The organism is Parachitinimonas caeni, from assembly GCF_030129945.1.
Classification (GTDB): Bacteria; Pseudomonadota; Gammaproteobacteria; order Burkholderiales; family Chitinimonadaceae; genus Parachitinimonas; species Parachitinimonas caeni.
Window position 1 is genome coordinate 102969 of the sequence record NZ_JARRAF010000012.1, and the last position, 17855, is coordinate 120823.

Consider the following 17855-nt stretch of genomic DNA (forward strand, 5'->3'; position numbering starts at 1 on the left):
GGGAGACCTCTAACTTGTTGGCTGCTGGAAACGTGCAATCGCTGCTGGTGTTGATGTGGCTGTTGCTTGCCATAGGCTCTACACTTGCTTTTGAGCGTTGTTTGATTGTGACCAATAGTGGAGCGAGATGGGTTTTTGCATTTTTTGCAGTTTTAGTTGGGTATTGCCTCGCAATTGCAATGGGGGTCTTCTTGGAGGTTAATTATGGGCCATTGCATGGTAAGGCTGCCATTCCTTTCTTTATGACCACATTCTGTGTGTATTTGTTGTTGAGCTTTCCGGCTTTTGTATGGTTTTTCCTAATCAAGAAGCGAAAAATGGATTAAAAGTTGTTGCGCTTCAGGCCGCATCTGGATATAATAGCCTTCTTTAGTAGGCGCGTAGCTCAGCTGGTTAGAGCACCACCTTGACATGGTGGGGGTCGTTGGTTCGAGTCCAATCGCGCCTACCAAAATTCGCTAGTGCGAATGTGTAGTGAAAGTGTGGCGATAGCCGCACTTTTTTTTTGTCTATTGCGGATGAAGAAGGCGCATATGATAACGATCACTCTTCCGGATGGTTCATGTCGAGCTTTTGATGGGCCCATTACCGTTTTTGAGCTGGCTTCGTCCATCGGGGCTGGATTGGCGAAAGCTGCTGTAGCGGGATATGTAAATTCCGCATTAGTGGATCTTTCACATAAGATATTCGAAGACTCGAAGGTGTCGATCATCACTGAGAGAGATCCTGAGGCAATTCAGATCATTCGTCACTCCGCAGCGCATCTGCTCGCTTATGCAGTGAAGGAGCTCTACCCGGAGGCTCAAGTTACTATCGGTCCGGTTATAGAGAATGGATTTTATTATGATTTCAGTTATAAGAGACCATTTACGCCAGAGGATCTAGAGCTAATTGAGAGCAAGATGCATCAGCTTGCTAAACTCAATATGGAAGTTAATAGATTTGAACTCTCACGTGATGATGCCGTGGAGTATTTCAATCGGATTGGAGAGAAGTACAAAGCTGAGATTGTCCAGTCTATCCCGGCTGATCAGGTATTGTCTCTTTATAAGGAAGGTGACTTTACTGATTTATGTCGTGGCCCCCACGTTCCTTCGACGGGGAAGATAAAGCATTTTAAGCTGATGAAGGTTGCAGGTGCATATTGGCGTGGTGATTCACGTAATGAGATGCTGCAACGAATATATGGTACTGCATGGACGAAGAAAGAGGATCTCGATCACTATCTGCATATGTTAGAAGAGGCCGAGAAACGTGATCACCGTAAGCTAGGTAAACAGCTAGATCTGTTTCATTTGCAGGATGAAGCGCCTGGAATGGTTTTTTGGCATCCAAAGGGTTGGAGTTTGTGGCAAACGATAGAACAATACATGCGAGGTCGTTTGTCAAAATCTGGGTATAAGGAAATTAAGACGCCTCTCGTAATGGATCGCTCGTTATGGGAGAAGTCGGGGCACTGGGAGAACTATCGAGAGAATATGTTCACCACAGAGTCCGAAAGGCGCGATTACGCGGTTAAGCCAATGAACTGTCCTGGGCATGTTCAGGTTTTCAATAACGGCTTGAGGTCTTATCGCGACCTGCCTATGCGTCTAGCCGAATTTGGGGCTTGTCATCGAAATGAACCAAGCGGTGCGTTGCATGGCTTGATGCGTGTTAGGGGATTTGTACAGGATGACGCGCATATATTCTGTACTGAGTCTCAGATTGTCGAAGAGGCCAAAGCGTTTAATTTGCTGGCTATGGATATTTATGACGTTTTTGGCTTTAAAGATGTCTCAGTCAAATTAAGTTTGCGACCGGAGAAGCGTGCCGGCACAGATGAGGTCTGGCAGAAAGCTGAAGATGGGCTCAGAAATGCCTTGTCGGCATGCGGAGTATCCTGGGAGGAGCTTCCCGGTGAAGGTGCTTTCTATGGGCCAAAGATTGAGTATCACATTAAAGATGCGTTAGGTCGATCTTGGCAGTGCGGGACTCTTCAATTAGATTTTGTACTGCCAGAGCGGTTAGGTGCGGAGTATGTCGCAGAGGACAATGGTCGCCGTCGACCTGTTATGTTGCATCGGGCAATTTTGGGGTCTCTGGAGCGCTTTATTGGAATTTTAATAGAGAATCATGGTGGTGCATTCCCTGTGTGGTTGGCCCCGGTGCAAGTAGCGGTTATGTGTATCAGTGAGGGGCAGGCTGAATATGCATTAGAGGTGGCGTCGACACTCGAGGCTGCTGGCCTGCGTGTAGAAGTCGACTTGAGAGCGGAGAAGATTAGCTATAAAATCCGCGAGCATACTATGCAAAAAGTTCCCCTACTCGTTGTGGTTGGGGAAAAAGAGAAATCAGAGAAATTGGTCGCTGTAAGAGCTAGGGATGGTAAGGATTTAGGGCAGATGAGTGTAAGTGCTCTTATTGGCTTTGCTGGCATTAGCTAGGCAAGGCAAGACTAGCCAAGTGATTTGATTTTTATTTGGAGATACGATTATCGCTCAGGATAAGGAACCACGGGTAAACGGCGAAATTTCCGCACGTGAGATCCGTTTAGTCGGAGTGGAAGGTGAGCAGCTCGGTATTGTAAGTTTGGACCGAGCTCTGGAGATGGCCGAAGAGGCTGAAGTTGACTTGGTTGAAATTGCTCCTACAGCTCAGCCGCCAGTATGTCGATTGATGGATTACGGTAAGTTTAAGTACCGTGAAAGCAAAAAGAGACATGAAGCGAAGCTTAAGCAAAAGCAGATACAAGTTAAAGAGGTAAAGTTTCGGCCAGGTACAGATGAAGGGGACTATCAGGTCAAACTTCGCAACCTGATTCGGTTCCTTACTGAAGGTGATAAAGCCAAAATTACGCTTCGGTTTAGAGGGCGAGAGATGGCTCATCAAGAGTTTGGTATCGCTTTGTTGAAACGCGTTGAAACGGATTTGGCTGATGTTGCCATGGTCGAACAGTTTCCAAAGATGGAAGGCCGACAGATGGTGATGATGTTGGCGCCTAAGAAGCGTAGTTAGGGATTTGTTTACGGCGAGGCGACGCTGCCGGAAGTGCGTTGGCAAAATATAGCATTAGGCTTAAAGAGTGGTGTTGCCACCGCCTTGTGCTATGTACTTAAAAGGAGTTTGGCAATGCCAAAGATGAAGACTAAGAGCGGCGCTGCAAAGCGGCTAAAAGTGTTAGGTGGTGGTGGTGTTAAGCGCAGTATGGCTTTTAAGCGTCATATTTTGACCAAAAAAACCACTAAGAATAAGCGTCAGTTGCGTGGCACAACTATGGTGCATCCAACTAATATGGCATCTGTTCGTGCCATGCTTCCGTACGCATAAGGGATAAAGGAGTTTAGACATGCCTCGTGTAAAACGTGGAGTTACCGCACGCGCTCGCCATAAAAAGGTTTTAGCCCTCGCTAAAGGCTATCGTGGTCGTCGTAAGAATGTTTACCGTATCGCAAAGCAAGCTGTCATGAAGGCTGGTCAGTATGCTTATCGTGATCGTCGCCAGCGTAAGCGTCAATTTAGAACTTTGTGGATTGCGCGTATCAATGCAGCGACTCGTGAGTTAGGCCTGACTTATAGCCGCTTTATGAATGGGCTGAAGAAGGCTGCGATTGAAGTTGATCGTAAAGTATTGGCTGACTTAGCAGTTTTTGATAAGCCGGCATTTGCGCGTATTGTTGAGCAAGCTAAGGCGAGCCTCGCAGCGTAATTATAGGTTTAGGATTTTATAGTTAAAAGGGGGCGAAAAGCCTCCTTTTTTTTTCTTGTAATTGCATGATTTGATCTTGCCCCATGCTTTTAATAGCTTCGTTTTGTGGAGATGGAAGTGAAAACGATTTCTTTAATTCTTGAGGAAGGGCTAAAAGGTATTTGCTCCGCAAATGATTACGCCTCGCTTGACGTAATGAAGGCGAAGTACCTTGGGAAGAGCAGTGAGTTGACAGGCTTGTTAAAGCAGCTTGGTTCAATGTCAGTGGAGGAGAAAAAGGCTTTTGGGGCTGAGGTTAATCAGGCTAAGCAAGTGCTGGAGAGTGCAATTCTCGCGCAGCGTGAATGTATAGCTAAACGGGAGTTGTCTGAGAGACTGGCGTCCGAGCAACTGGATGTTGGAATGCCCGGACGGGGCAAGGGCCTCGGTGGATTGCATCCGGTATTGCTTGCCAGGCAGCGCATCCAAGACATATTCAAGTCTGTTGGTTTCGAAATTGCTGACGGGCCTGAGGTTGAGTCTGACTTCCATAATTTTGAGGCGCTAAATATCCCTAAGAATCATCCTGCTCGGGCGATGCAGGATACCTTTTACGTCGAGAATGGTGCCTGGGGGAATGGTATGGTATTGCGTACCCATACATCGCCAATTCAGATTCGCTATATGCTGAACAATCCGGTACCGATAAAGATTATCGCACCAGGACGTGTATATCGTGTTGACTCTGACGCTACGCACTCTCCAATGTTCCATCAAATGGAAGGCTTATGGGTGGATTCGGATGTTAGCTTTTCTGACTTGAAAGCAACGCTAATTGATTTCTTAAGAGTGTTCTTTGAGAAGCCAGACTTAAAGGTTAGATTCCGCCCTTCATTTTTCCCGTTTACAGAACCTTCGGCAGAGGTTGATGTGTTGGGTGAGAATGGCTGGTTGGAGGTTGGAGGTTGTGGAATGGTGCACCCTAATGTCTTGAGAAATGTTGGTATCGATCCAGAAAAGTACACCGGGTTTGCGTTCGGAATTGGTATCGATCGATTTGCTATGTTGTATTACGGCGTTGATGATTTGCGCCTGTTTTTCGAAAATGATTTGGCTTTTCTAAGGCAATTTCAATAAATAGATTTTTAGTTTGAAGTATAAAGATCGAGAGATGCTATGAAATTTTCTGAAAATTGGTTGCGTGAAATTCTTCCGAATGATCTGAATACAGAGCAGCTGGCAAGCATGCTTACCATGGCCGGGCTGGAGGTAGAGGCGGCGGAGCCCGTTGCTAAAGATTTTTCGAATGTTGTTGTTGCAGAGGTGCTATCTATCTCAAAGCACGAGAATGCAGATAAATTAAATGTATGCACTGTAAGTGTCGGGACTCAAACGCCTCTCCAGATCGTATGTGGGGCTCGAAATGTAACCGTGGGCGCAAAGGTGCCATGTGCGCTGGTTGGGGCAGAACTTCCGGGTGATTTTCATATTAAGCAGGCCAAGGTGCGTGGTATAGAGTCATTTGGCATGCTCTGTTCAGGGAGCGAGCTGGGACTGGATGATGGCGTGGATGGATTGCTATTGTTGGATAATTCGGCGCCGGTTGGTATGGACTTCAGAAAGTACTATCAACTGGACGATATTGCTTTGACTCTTAAGTTGACCCCCAATCGCGCAGACTGCCTGTCACTGAATGGCGTTGCTAGAGAATTGGCTGCCTTACTCGGCCAGGAGTCTCCAAGAGTGGTGCCAAGTCAGATCGCATTGAGCTGTGAAGATAAAGTTGGCGTCAGGGTCGAAGCTGGGGATGCCTGTCCAAGATACGTCACTCGTGTCATCAGGAATGTTGATGCGGCAGTCGCGACCCCCATTTGGATGAAGCAGCGGCTTGAGCGAAGCGGTATTAGGAGCTTGTCGATACTCGTTGATGTGACGAACTATGTGCTACTTGAAATGGGTCAACCAATGCATGCCTTTGACCTTGACAAGCTTGAAGGCGAAGTTGTGGTGCGCTTTGGCAAAGAGGGCGAATCCATACGCTTGCTCAATCAAAAGGATTTGAATCTGACATCCGATTTGCTTGTTATTGCGGACGAGTCGGGGCCTTTGGCATTGGCGGGAATTATGGGTGGCGAACAGAGTGCTATTTCCACCGATACGCGCAATATATTGTTGGAGAGTGCATTCTTTAGCCCTCAAGTTATTCAAGGGAAGTCCCGTCTTCTTGGCTTTGGGTCAGAGTCTAGCCACCGTTTTGAACGAGGGGTGGACTACGCAAACTGTGTGCTTGCTTTGGAGCGGGCGTCTGCGTTGATTCTGGAGATTTGCGGAGGAAGTGCTGGCCCTATTACCGATGTGTCAGCACCCATTCATGAACGCCCGTCTGTGTCGGTTCGAGCGGCCCGCGTGAGTAAAGTGCTCGGGTTGGATTTTACTGTGGTCGAGGTTTCTGCGCTTTTAAGCCGCCTGGGGATGTGTTGTCTTATTGAGAATGACGTCGTGCATGTCACCCCGCCTAGCTATCGATTTGACATCGAAATTGAAGAGGACTTGATTGAAGAGGTTGCTCGGCTGCATGGGTATGATGCTATTCCGGTTAAGCCGGCGTTGTGTCGCGCGGTTATGTTGGAGTCTCCTGCGGAAGCTCGCGATATTGATGCTTTACGCACCATGGTCGCGCTCCGGGAGTATCAGGAAGTAATTAATTACGCATTTGTCGATCAATCTTGGGAGGCTGATTTTGGTGGGCGTACTGATTCGTTGAAAGTGGTTAACCCGATTGCCAGTCATATGAGTGTGATGCGCTCGACCTTGATTGGTGGTTTGGTTTCGAACTTGTCATATAACATCAATCGCAAGCAGCCGCGCGTACGCTTATTCGAGATTTCTCGCGTATTTATTAAAGAGGCCGATCAGTTGCTGCAGCCCGAAAAGTTGGCGCTGCTTGCTTGGGGTGGACGTGAGCAAGAGCAATGGGGGGGGCAAGATGCACCCGTGGATTTCTTTGATATAAAAGCAGACATTGAAGCTTTGCTTGCACCCCGCAAAGCTAGCTTTGTTGCGTGTGAGCATCCTTCGCTGCATCCGGGGCGGGCGGCCGCGATAATTCTCGATGGAACTTCTATCGGGTTTATTGGTGAATTACACCCTCGTTGGGTTCAAAAGTATGATCTGAATACACCACCAGTTGTAGCGGAACTGTCTCTGGATGCATTGAGGTGCAGAAGTAGAATAAGGGCTATGGCTGTTTCAAAATTCCAACAGGTGAGACGTGATATCGCGGTGCTGGTGGATGAAGTGGTCAAAGTTGAGGATATGCTGAATTCGATGTATCAGAGGGCATCGGCAATCGTCACTGAAATCAATGTGTTCGATTTGTATAAGGGAAAGGGTATTCCCGATAACAAAAAGAGCCTTGCATTCAAGGTGATATTGCAAGATACTCGGAAAACTTTGACTGATGAAGAAGTTGAGTCGGTCATGTCTTCTTTGATTGCTGAATTACAGCAACGCTTCGGCGCTACGCTCAGAGCGTAAGCGTATCTCTTTTAGTATTGGCATCTCTGGATTGCAATATGACGTTAACCAAAGCTGAACTTGCCGATATGTTGTTCGACAGGGTGGGGCTCAATAAACGTGAAGCCAAAGATATGGTGGAAGCGTTCTTTGAGGAAATTCGACTTTCGCTTGAGTCTGGCGATAGTGTTAAGTTGTCTGGTTTTGGCAACTTTCAACTACGAGACAAACCGCAGCGGCCGGGCAGGAATCCGAAAACCGGAGAGGAGATTCCAATCTCCGCTCGGCGTGTCGTAACCTTTCATGCCAGTCAGAAGTTGAAGGGCATGGTAGAAGATCACTATGCATCAACATCAGGAATCCCTGTTGCCGAAAATTGATCTGCCACCCATACCCGCCAAGCGCTATTTCACCATTGGTGAGGTAAGTGAGTTGTGTGGGGTGAAGCCGCATGTTCTGCGCTATTGGGAGCAAGAGTTCACCCAGTTAAGGCCAGTAAAACGACGGGGCAATCGGCGGTATTACCAACACCATGAAGTCTTATTGGTTCGGCGTATTCGCACCCTGCTTTATGAGGAAGGTTTTACTATTTGCGGGGCGCGCAATAAGCTTGATCACTTGATCATTGGAGCTGAGGATGAAGATCTCGCCGGCAGTGCGCCGACCATGTCGCTTGCTGAGTTGCGGCAGGAACTGCGGTTAATTTTAATCGAGTTAAATCAGTAGCGATCTTTGCTTGGCTTACTCTAAAAAATTGGCTATACTCTTCTTTCTTCGGTCGGGGCGTAGCGCAGCCCGGTAGCGCACCTGCATGGGGTGCAGGGGGTCGGAAGTTCGAATCTTCTCGCCCCGACCACTCAGTTTAATGAAAAGGCTAACCAAACTTGGTTGGCCTTTTTGTTTTTGTGCTGAGGATTTCAATTTGCTTCGTAGCTTATTTACTGCCGGTTCTGCTTGTGTAAGCGGGCACAAAGAAACTCCAGTGGTCTGACGGCAAGTTGAGGTAATGGGGTCGAAACTTGGTATATTAGCGAGTTGCCCATGACCGACCGATTTTGCCATGTCCTACAGGCCCGTCGATGATAGCAGCCGTGATCTAATCAGGATTCGCGGTGCGCGTACTCATAATCTCAAGAATATCAATCTAGATTTGCCTCGCCACAAGCTTGTGGTGATTACCGGTTTGTCGGGATCTGGCAAGTCATCCTTGGCGTTTGACACCCTGTATGCAGAGGGCCAGCGACGGTATGTTGAATCGCTTTCTGCCTATGCAAGACAGTTTCTTCAGCTGATGGAGAAGCCTGATGTTGATCTGATTGAGGGCTTGTCCCCTGCGATTTCCATCGAGCAAAAAGCTACCAGCCATAATCCTAGATCAACCGTTGGGACGGTCACCGAAATTCATGACTACCTGCGCTTGCTCTTTGCTCGTGTGGGCGATCCATATTGCCCGGACCACAACCAGCCGCTGACGGTACAAACGGTTAGTCAGATGGTTGATCATGTGCTGGCCTTACCCGAGGATACCAAGCTCATGGTGATGGCGCCGCTAGTGATGGGGCGAAAGGGCGAAAACCTTGATCTGTTTGATGAGTTACGGGCGCAGGGCTTTGTCCGTGTACGAGTGGATGGCGAAGTCTACGAGATCGACAGTGTTCCCAAGCTGGAGAAGAACAAGAAGCATACCATTGAGGTTGTCATTGATCGCTTGAAGGTCAGGCAAGACCTCAAACAGCGGCTGGCTGAGTCCTTTGAGACGGCATTGCGTCATGCGGATGGTCGGGCGATTGCGGTGGAAGTGGATTCCGGCAAAGAGCATTGGTTTTCAGCAAAATTTGCATGTCCGGTTTGCGCCTATAGCTTGCCAGAGCTTGAGCCTCGATTGTTTTCGTTCAACAACCCCATGGGAGCTTGCCCGAAGTGTGATGGCCTGGGAGCAATCCAATTCTTCGATGAAAAGCGCGTTGTCGCTTTACCGCATATGTCTTTGGCGGCAGGAGCGATCAAAGGTTGGGATAAGCGCAATCAGTTTTACTTCCAGATGTTGACAGCCCTGGCTGAACATTACGGGTTCGATGTCGAGACGCCGTTTGAAGAACTGCCAGAGTCCGTACGTCAGGTAGTTCTGCATGGTTCCGGCCATGAGGAAATCCGCTTTGTCTATCTGAACGAACGCGGTAGCAAATTTGAGCGCTTGCATGCATTCGAAGGGATCATCCCCAACCTGGAGCGTCGTTATCGCGAGACAGACTCAGTTGCTGTGCGCGAAGAGCTTGCCAAATTCCTCAACAATCAACCATGTCCTAGCTGTGGCGGTGCACGTCTGCGGCAGGAGGCAAGGCATGTGCGGGTTGGGGGGCAGAATCTGCATCAGCTGGCTCAATTGGCACTAAGAGATACGGCCCGCTTTTTTGAGCAAGTGCAATTTGAGGGAGCAAAGGCTCAGATTGCAGAAAAGATCGTCAAGGAAATCCGGGATCGCGTGGGCTTTCTGGTGAATGTGGGTCTGGACTATCTGTCGTTGGACCGATCTGCCGATACCTTGTCTGGCGGAGAAGCGCAACGTATTCGTTTGGCATCACAAATTGGTTCTGGCCTGACTGGAGTGATGTATGTGCTGGATGAGCCGTCGATTGGCCTGCATCAGCGGGATAACGATCGGCTTCTGGCGACGTTGATGCGTCTACGCGATCTGGGAAATTCCGTCATTGTTGTTGAGCATGATGAGGATGCTATTCGCGCAGCAGATTGTCTGGTGGACATGGGGCCGGGGGCTGGCGAGCACGGCGGTGAGGTTCTGGCAATTGGCGTGCCGGATGAGATCATGGCTTGCGAGCATTCGGTGACGGGGCAGTTTCTGTCTGGGCGGCGCAAGATTGAAGTGCCGAAGGAGCGCCGCGCTGCCGATCCAAACCGGTGGTTCAGCATCAAAGGAGCCCGCGGCAATAATCTGAAGCACGTGAATATGGCTCTGCCGCTGGGCTTATTGGTTTGCATTACCGGGGTTTCTGGCTCGGGAAAGTCTACGCTGATCAACGATACGCTCTACTGTGCCGTGGCGCGTGCGCTGTATGGCTCGAATGAAGAGCCGGCGCCTCATGACGAAATCGTTGGTATTGAACAATTCGACAAAGTGATCAATGTCGATCAAAGTCCGATTGGGCGTACCCCACGCTCCAACCCAGCTACCTATACGGGTTTGTTTACGCCGATCCGCGATCTTTATGCCGGGGTTCCTATGGCCCGGGAGCGCGGCTATGGGCCGGGGCGCTTCAGCTTCAACGTAAAGGGCGGTCGCTGTGAGGCTTGCCAGGGCGATGGCGTGATTAAGGTGGAAATGCACTTTCTGCCGGACGTGTACGTACCGTGCGATGTTTGCCACGGCAAGCGCTACAACCGGGAGACGCTTGAAGTCCAGTACAAGGGAAAGAACATTACCGAAGTGCTGGAAATGACGGTCGAACACGCACATGAATTTTTCTCTGCAGTCCCTTCAATTGCCCGCAAGCTTTCTACCCTGATTGATGTCGGCTTGGGCTACATTCGGCTGGGGCAGAGTGCGACGACTTTGTCGGGTGGCGAGGCGCAACGGGTCAAGTTGGCGCTGGAGCTGTCCAAGCGCGATACCGGAAGGACTTTGTACATTCTGGATGAGCCAACAACAGGGCTGCATTTCCATGACATAGATCTGCTGTTGAAAGTGTTGCACCGCTTGCGCGAGCACGGAAATACCGTGGTGGTGATTGAGCACAATCTGGACGTTATCAAAACGGCGGACTGGATTGTTGATTTGGGGCCGGAGGGTGGCGCGGGTGGGGGCGAAATCATTGCAACGGGTACACCAGAGCAGGTTGCCAAAAATCCGCGTAGCTATACAGGGGCGTATCTGAAAAAGTTGCTGTAAAGGGGCTTGGGCGCTGTTGAAGTTTTTATCTAAAACCTTAACAGCGCCCACCGGTTGCATATGGCCAATCGTTATGACCGGTGCGCTAGGTGTTTGAGTGGTCTTTGGGCGGTACTCCGGTCTTGGCTTCTTCGCTGCTGACGAGTAAGTGCTTGTTTTGCCATTTGTCGGGAATTCGACAAATTTTCACGTAACTTTTCCACATCATTCTAATGGCATATTCTGGCACACTGGATTGAATATCCTGTGCTGGAGGAAATGCCATGTCTCGTCTGACTTCTCTTGGGTTTGTGGGGGCGGCATGTTGTGCCGTATCCGTTGTGGCGGCGCCACCCAGTATCAGCGGCTGCCAGATTTTTCCCGCAGATCATATTTTCAATACCCGCATTGATTCTTTGCCCGTCCATCCGCATTCGGTGGATTTCATTACCCGAATCAATAGTGCCACTCGCAAGCTGCATCTGGATCTTGGCATGTCGGAAGACATGAAGAGCAGCGAGTATTACGGGATTCCATACAACGTGGTTTCTGGCGGCGCCATCACCTGGCAGCCCGTGTTTTATACCGATGGTTGGCCTGATGAAAGCGATTGTGCCAAGGCGGATCACTCCTTCGCCTCTCCCTGCGTCAACGTTGCTCAGCCACTCATTCCGATTCCTGCCAGCCCTCTGGTTGAAGGGGGAATCGAAACCAATCCCGCGAACTATGGTGATCACCATATTCTGACGCTGAACAAGGATAGCTGTGTGCTGTGGGAAACCTACCATTCCTACCCGCACATTGGGGGCGGATGGGACATCCTGTCCTCGGCCCGGTTTGACTTGAAGTCGAATGCTTTGCGCCCAGCAGGATGGACATCCTCTGACGCGGCAGGCTTTCCCATCCTGCCGCTGTTGCTCAGGGCTGATGAAGCAAGTAGTGGTGAGATCAACCACGCGCTGCGCTTTACTATCCAATCATCCAAGATCCGCAACAGCTACACCTGGCCGGCGACCCACCTTACCAATAATGGGGACAACGCTGAAACCCGTCCACCGATGGGGCAGCTTTTTCGGTTGAAGGCGGATTATGTGATTCCTTCGACTTTCAATACCCAATCCAAGGCCATTCTGACGGCACTCAAGCGCTATGGCATGTATATCGCCGACGGTGGCTCGGATATGTATATCCAGGGCGAGCCGAGTGCAAAGTGGGAAGAGGTGACGATCTCGCAAGTGCAGTCGGTGCCGCATACCGCATTCGAGGCGGTTGATCTCTCGCCAGTTCAGCGCAGAACGGGCTTTGATGTCAACTCAGCCAGAGTGCCGCCCGAAGATAACGGCACCGGCGGAACTGCTGCCAGCTTCAACGGCAAAGTAGCGGGTAGCAGTAGTTCGCTGACGCTGGATGCCCATATTGATGTGGCTGCGGCCGACAAGGGCGGCAATGGCCAACTGTTTGTGGCCGCCTGGGTTCCTGTACTTCGCAATTTCTATGCGCTGACCAGTACCGGATGGCGACCGGTCAACGGCCTGGAAGTGCCGGCTCATTCGAGTGTGTTACTGGGCAGTCATGACATCCCTATCCTGCAGGGTGTGAATATTGCCGGTTTGGGTGATGTCGTCGTCTATGCGGGCTATGGTGCTAACGTGCAAGACATGCTGAACGGCAAGCGATACGGACAGGTCTATCCGCCGCGCTGACCTCTCGTCAGGCTGAACTACCGCTTACAGATGACAGATGCTATGCACAGTGGATAAACACAGATTTTCTCAGGAGGAAAATCATGAGCATTCCGTTCAAATGGTGTTTGTTGGGTCTGGCTGTCAGTGCAAGTCTGGCGCAGGCAGAGCTTGGTCCGAATCCGGGTGGTCCGGGGGGCGGTATCAGCTTTGCGAAAGATGAGATCGAATTAACCTCGCCGGATGGTTTTGACTACGGCAAAGTCAAAGGTGGTGAAAAGACCAGCAAAACCCTGGTCGTTACCTACAAGCCAACGAAGGAGGAGGCGGGCAAGGTAACAATGGGTAAGGCAGAGCTGTCTTCGGATAATCTTGCTACCTGTTTGGCCCTTAATTGTCCGCTGCCCAACGCGAGCATGTTCCGGATTGAGCAGGATGACTGCGATGGCAAGATTCTGGCGGCCAACGAAAGCTGCAAGCTGATGGTGACCTTTGCCCCCAGTGCTGAATCGCCTAAGCCGATTGTTGACCAGAGTGGCCGGGTGATTTACCGGTATGACACGGTTACCTGGTTTGCTCAGCTGCGCACACCGGGCACCCAAGCGATACCGAATGGCACCAGCCACGTTGAAGCCCGCAAAGTGCTCAATGGTACGGCGGTATTCTCGTCATCCAACCCTCAGCCACAACCCAATGCCAACGCCGATAAAGTGTTCGACTGGGTGGAAGCGAATATCGGCGCGGTGTTCAAACCGATAGCCAAAGGTTCGTTCTACACGCGTTGCTACATCGGCAGTACTTGCTTGGCTGAGCAGGAAGGCATGCTCTACCTCTACAACGGCCGCCAGATGCTGCCTTTGATGAAGATAGAAGATGCACTGAAGGTCATTGGTCAGAATGGCGGGACGCCCGGCAAATAGGTGTCGCAATGTTTTGACGGTGTGATGCTGATGCCCACTGCGTGTTTACGCAAAACAAAGGCCCGTCTTGATGACGGGCCTTTTTGTTGGGCGATGATTGACTGGGAAGGATGGAGAGCGCAAGCCTCTCCCATCGATGCTCAGTTACCGGCAACCTTGGTGCGCAGGGCCATGATGCGATCACTGTAGGTAATCAGCAGATCCTTGCCATCTTTGCCGCCGAAGGCCAGATTGCTGACATGGGCGCCGGGCATATCAATGCGGCAGAGCAGGCTACCCTTGGCGTTGAATACCCCAATGCTTTCTGGTCCTGTTGCCCAGAGATTGCCTTTCTGGTCGATGCGGATGCCGTCCACCATCGGGGTTTTGCCGGCAGCGGGTTCTACTTTGGCAAACGGTGTCTTCTCGGTCAGCTTCCCGTCGCGTGCCAGCTTGAAGCGGTAGACGGTGCCATCGGATGTATCACCGACATATAACGACTTCTGATCCCGCGAGAAGGCCAGTCCGTTTGGCAACTTCAGGTCGCCACTCATACGTTCCACCTTGCCATCCTTCACCCGATAGATGCCGCGGGCGGTTTGCTCCTCGTCGGCCTTTTCCGGACCATAACCCTGAATGCCGAAGGGCGGATCGGTAAACCAGACGGCGCCATCCTTGGCGACAACCAGATCATTCGGGCTATTCAGCTTCTTGCCGTCATAGGTGCTGATCTCGACCTGAGCCGTGCCATCACTGCCGGTTTTGACAACCTTGCGGTCGTGCCGGGCGCTCCACAGATTGCCGGCGCTGTCGAAGGCATTGCCGTTGGCAAAGCCGGAAGGCTTGAGCAGGACTTCTGCCTTGCCATCCAGTTTGAGCGAGTAGACCGTGTTGGCCGGAATATCGCTGAACACAAAGCGCTGGTGCTGAGCATCCCAAGTCGGACCCTCGGTATATTGAAAGCCCGTGGCGATCAGACGCGGTGCGGTTTCAGCCAGCAGGCTGTCGCAAAGGTCGGCGGCCAGGGTTTTCGGGGCCAGGCTGCTGGCAACGAGGACGGTGGCAAGCAGGGCGAGGGGCTTGAGGGTTTGTGCTGACATGGTCTGCTCCATAAGGTGTGTTGATGTGCAGCTATTGTGGCAAGCTTCAAATGGCGATTAAACGTGGATATGTGGATATTATTTATCCGTATCTTGAATAAATTGAGAATAGGGCAGCCACCACCCGCAGCGCCCAAGGAGTTACCATGAGCGATCTACTCGCTTGCTTTAGTACCTATTGTCGAGTGGTGGAGCGAGGCAGTGTGTCGGGAGCGGCGATTGATCTGGATCTGTCGCAGGCTACGGTCAGCCGGCATTTGCAGGAGCTGGAAGCACGCTATCGCGCGGTGTTGTTGACGCGTACCACGCGAAGTTTGCAGATTACGGCCGCAGGACAACAAGTCTACGACTACGCCAAGTCGATCCTCCGATCAGAAGCTGAGCTGGCCGACCGTGTGCAGTCGGCCGAGCAAACCATGCAGGGGCTGATCACCATTGCAGGCCCAGTCGGGTTTGGTCATGCGGTACTGAACCCCTTTCTACTTGAATACGGCAAACGATACCCGGAGTTGCGCATCCGCCTGTTGCTGTCCGAGCGCCAGGTCAACCTGCTGGAAGAAGGGGTGGATGTGGCGATTCGTATTGGTCGTCTCGCAGATTCCGCCATGTTGGTTCGGCCTCTTGGTGGGCTGCGGGAGTCGCTGGTGGTCGCACCTGCCCTACTGCCGACGATTTGGCGTCCACGCCACCCAGACGATCTGGCATCGCTGCCCAGAGTCGCGCTGGCAAGAGTCGGGCCGACCAAGCTGACCGGGCCTGAGGGGGCTGTGGTGGAAGTGGACCGACGCGCGGCTTATGAGGTGGATAGCGCGTTGGCATTGCGAGATGCCTTATTGGCCGGTCGCGGCTATGGTGCCATTCATGAATATCTGGTTGCCGACGCTCTGCAAACCGGGAGGCTGGTGCGTCTGCTGCCGGACTGGGCTTTGCCCGTCTGGCCAGTCAATGCCTTATTGATGATGCGCGTCAGGCCGCACCGGATTGACCATTTCCTGCCGGAGCTATCGAAAGCCTTGCAGCAATTGCCGGGCTTTAACAAATGAGGGCTGGGTGCCAGGCTCTGTTGACATTTTATTTCCGGACCGGGAAACAAAACCACAACAGAGCCTGGCGAAGATCAGCGGAATAGGAAGCTACCCGTCAGGCCGGCCAGCAGTGCAATCAGCAGGCAGAGCCCATTGAGCTGGCCAACCCGGTGCCAACGGCGGGGCAACACAAAGGCGCTTCCCGCACAGAAAAACGTAATGCCGAAGCAGAGCACCTGCCAGTGATAAGGATCGCAAAAAATAGCCCGGCAGCGGCCCGAGGGTTTCCACGGAACGATGCCGGCATAGGTCAGGATAATGAACAGCCCTGTGCCGCCGCACAGGCAGAACAGCAGCAGGCGCGTCGGGAGCGAAGGCTGGGGTGGTCGGCTGTCGGTGGGCATGGTGAAGACATCGGGCAAGTGGCGACTACTGTGTTAGGCGACCGCTTCGGTCATCTGCGACGAGAGTGCTGAGCCTCGGGCCCGCAGGAAGGCCTGTAAGCGCCCGGCGTACTCGGCGTGGGCGGCCTGCTGCACAGAGGGGCGGTGGGCCAAGGCTTGGCGCCAGGTGTTGACCTTGGGTAAGCCGCTGAAAAAGCCGAAATCGGCAATCTGGTCGAATACTTCAAAGTAGCGGAAAACCGGACCAAACGCTGCATCGACCATACAGAAGTCATTGCCAGAGAAATAGGGCCCATTGGCCAGCTCCGCCTCCAGTCGCTCAAAGCTCTGGCGCAATGCCCGGGCCTTGTCAGCCAGAGCGGCCTGGTCTTGTGCATTGTAAAAAGCGCCGATCTGGTTGAGTACCGACGAGCCAAACTCTACCCAGGCCCGATGGCGGGCGCGCAGCAAGGGCTCCGCCGGGTGCAGGGAAGGCTGCAGGGTGTCTTCAAGGTATTCACAAATCACTGCTGACTCGAATACCGGCTGATCATCCGCTAACAGGACAGGTGTCTTGCCCAGCGGCGATAGTCGCAAAAACCAGTCCGGCTTGTTGGCAAGGTCGATGTCATGGCGTTTGAAGGCGGCACCTTTCTCATGCAACACAATCGCAACCCGTTGCACATAAGGGCATAACACATGACTGTAGAGATTCAGTGAGGCTGGCATGGTGTTCTCCTGTGAAGTCTGGACTGAAATGATCACCACACTCTATGTTTGATAAATCGCAATGAAAATTAGCGTATTGGCAGTGTATGAATGCAAAAACGCAATACAGACTGGCAGCAGCTGATCTGGAAGTGGTGCTGGCCTTGCAAAGAGCCGGCAATCTGGCGGCTGCGGGAGAAAGACTGGGCGTCGATGCCTCAACGGTATTCCGGGCGGTGCAGCGATTAGAACGTGGCTTGGGGCAGCCGTTGTTTGTGAGATCACGCACTGGGTACCAAGGACTGGAATTGGCCCGGCAACTGGCCGCGCATGCCGAGCAGCTGGAGGTGGTGCTGGAAGCGGCGCGTGCCGAGGCGCTACTCGGGTCGGACCAAGTCAGCGGCTTGGTTTGCCTCAGTACCACCGATACCTTGCTGCATGGTTTGCTGGCGCCCTTGCTTGTCGATCTGGGCAGCCAGCACCCCGGATTGGCTTTCGAGCTGGAAACGGGGAATGCGTTGGCAAATCTGAGCCGACGCGATGTGGACATCGCACTGCGTGCCACGCGCCGTCCGCCGCAGCACCTGATAGGCCGGCGTCTAGGCGCGATCCGGGTTGCCCTTTACGCGGCAAAGGCGAGTTCGATACAGAGCACAGAGCATGCCTTGGCCGGACAGGAGCCGTGGGTGAGCCCCGACCGTGCGCTACCAGACCATCCTTCGGTGCTATGGCGCAAAAAGCATTTCCCCAAGATACAGCCAACCTATCAAGTGGACAGCATTCTGTCGGTAGCAGAGCTGGTTGCTCAGGGCTTGGGTGTGGGGGTATTGCCGCAGTTTCTGGCGGATAAACGATCGGACTTACGGGCTATCGGCAACCCAATCGACGAAGCTGAAACGGAGCTGTGGCTGCTGGCACATCCTGAGTCTCGTCATCTGAGGCGGGTTTCAACCGTATACACCTGGCTGGCAGAGCGACTCAAGCTGGATTGA

General features: G+C 52.1%; 17 protein-coding genes and 2 tRNA genes. 16 read left to right on the plus strand and 3 right to left on the minus strand.

Translation table 11 applies throughout. From position 1 onward, the window contains the following. Positions 1–14 precede the first annotated feature (14 nt). The 14 genes from PZA18_RS12220 to PZA18_RS12285 all read left to right on the plus strand — a co-directional run bounded on the left by PZA18_RS12220 (position 15) and on the right by PZA18_RS12285 (position 13668). Positions 15–326 carry a DUF2818 family protein gene (locus PZA18_RS12220; protein WP_284101125.1) on the plus strand — a complete coding sequence of 104 codons (312 nt, stop codon included), beginning with the start codon at positions 15–17 and terminating at the stop codon, positions 324–326. Positions 327–374: 48 nt separating this feature from the next. Further along, positions 375–451 (plus strand) — tRNA-Val (locus tag PZA18_RS12225). Positions 452–533: 82 nt separating this feature from the next. Beyond that, on the plus strand, positions 534–2426 hold the full coding sequence (thrS, locus tag PZA18_RS12230; protein WP_284101126.1) for a threonine--tRNA ligase: 1893 nt from the start codon (positions 534–536) through the stop codon (positions 2424–2426). A 49-nt stretch (positions 2427–2475) separates the two neighbouring features. Then, positions 2476–2997: a translation initiation factor IF-3 gene (infC, locus tag PZA18_RS12235; RefSeq protein WP_284101152.1), complete on the plus strand. Its 522-nt coding sequence runs from the start codon at positions 2476–2478 to the stop codon at positions 2995–2997. A 114-nt stretch (positions 2998–3111) separates the two neighbouring features. Continuing rightward, the gene (rpmI, locus tag PZA18_RS12240) at positions 3112–3309 is read left to right on the plus strand and encodes a 50S ribosomal protein L35 (RefSeq protein WP_284101127.1); all 198 of its coding nucleotides are present in this window, start codon (positions 3112–3114) and stop codon (positions 3307–3309) included. A 19-nt stretch (positions 3310–3328) separates the two neighbouring features. After that, positions 3329–3688: a 50S ribosomal protein L20 gene (gene rplT, locus PZA18_RS12245; RefSeq protein WP_284101128.1), complete on the plus strand. Its 360-nt coding sequence runs from the start codon at positions 3329–3331 to the stop codon at positions 3686–3688. A 117-nt stretch (positions 3689–3805) separates the two neighbouring features. Further along, on the plus strand, positions 3806–4804 hold the full coding sequence (gene pheS, locus PZA18_RS12250) for a phenylalanine--tRNA ligase subunit alpha (RefSeq protein WP_308447374.1): 999 nt from the start codon (positions 3806–3808) through the stop codon (positions 4802–4804). 39 nt (positions 4805–4843) lie between these two features. Then, a complete protein-coding gene (gene pheT, locus PZA18_RS12255; protein ID WP_284101130.1) occupies positions 4844–7204 on the plus strand; it encodes a phenylalanine--tRNA ligase subunit beta in 2361 nt (786 codons plus the stop codon). Positions 7205–7242: 38 nt separating this feature from the next. Next, complete coding sequence (locus tag PZA18_RS12260) at positions 7243–7563, plus strand: integration host factor subunit alpha (RefSeq protein ID WP_284101131.1); 321 nt, start codon at positions 7243–7245, stop codon at positions 7561–7563. Next, complete coding sequence (locus PZA18_RS12265) at positions 7526–7909, plus strand: MerR family transcriptional regulator (RefSeq protein ID WP_284101132.1); 384 nt, start codon at positions 7526–7528, stop codon at positions 7907–7909. Before PZA18_RS12260 ends, PZA18_RS12265 begins: the two co-directional genes overlap by 38 nt. Before the next feature lie 53 nt (positions 7910–7962). Continuing rightward, a tRNA-Pro gene (locus tag PZA18_RS12270) sits at positions 7963–8039 on the plus strand. A gap of 204 nt (positions 8040–8243) precedes the next feature. Continuing rightward, positions 8244–11087, plus strand: a complete 2844-nt coding sequence (gene uvrA / locus PZA18_RS12275) for an excinuclease ABC subunit UvrA (protein ID WP_284101133.1) — start codon at positions 8244–8246, stop codon at positions 11085–11087. Positions 11088–11350: 263 nt separating this feature from the next. After that, on the plus strand, positions 11351–12769 hold the full coding sequence (locus tag PZA18_RS12280; RefSeq protein ID WP_284101134.1) for a hypothetical protein: 1419 nt from the start codon (positions 11351–11353) through the stop codon (positions 12767–12769). A gap of 83 nt (positions 12770–12852) precedes the next feature. After that, positions 12853–13668 (plus strand): hypothetical protein, encoded by an 816-nt coding sequence (locus PZA18_RS12285; RefSeq protein ID WP_284101135.1) that lies wholly within the window; start codon positions 12853–12855, stop codon positions 13666–13668. 140 nt (positions 13669–13808) lie between these two features. Here PZA18_RS12285 and PZA18_RS12290 read toward each other — a convergent pair whose 3' ends face one another. Then, positions 13809–14747, minus strand: coding sequence for an SMP-30/gluconolactonase/LRE family protein (locus PZA18_RS12290; RefSeq protein ID WP_284101136.1), 939 nt, complete (start codon positions 14745–14747; stop codon positions 13809–13811). A 146-nt stretch (positions 14748–14893) separates the two neighbouring features. On the opposite strand from PZA18_RS12290, the gene PZA18_RS12295 reads away from it, so the two are divergent. Next, positions 14894–15790 carry a LysR family transcriptional regulator gene (locus PZA18_RS12295; protein WP_284101137.1) on the plus strand — a complete coding sequence of 299 codons (897 nt, stop codon included), beginning with the start codon at positions 14894–14896 and terminating at the stop codon, positions 15788–15790. Between the two features lie 74 nt (positions 15791–15864). Here PZA18_RS12295 and PZA18_RS12300 read toward each other — a convergent pair whose 3' ends face one another. Both PZA18_RS12300 and PZA18_RS12305 read right to left on the minus strand, forming a co-directional pair. Beyond that, positions 15865–16176, minus strand: coding sequence for a hypothetical protein (locus PZA18_RS12300; protein ID WP_284101138.1), 312 nt, complete (start codon positions 16174–16176; stop codon positions 15865–15867). A 33-nt stretch (positions 16177–16209) separates the two neighbouring features. Continuing rightward, complete coding sequence (locus tag PZA18_RS12305) at positions 16210–16884, minus strand: glutathione S-transferase family protein (protein ID WP_284101139.1); 675 nt, start codon at positions 16882–16884, stop codon at positions 16210–16212. 86 nt (positions 16885–16970) lie between these two features. Here PZA18_RS12305 and PZA18_RS12310 point away from each other — a divergent pair, with 86 nt between their 5' ends. After that, positions 16971–17855 (plus strand): LysR family transcriptional regulator, encoded by an 885-nt coding sequence (locus PZA18_RS12310; RefSeq protein ID WP_284101140.1) that lies wholly within the window; start codon positions 16971–16973, stop codon positions 17853–17855.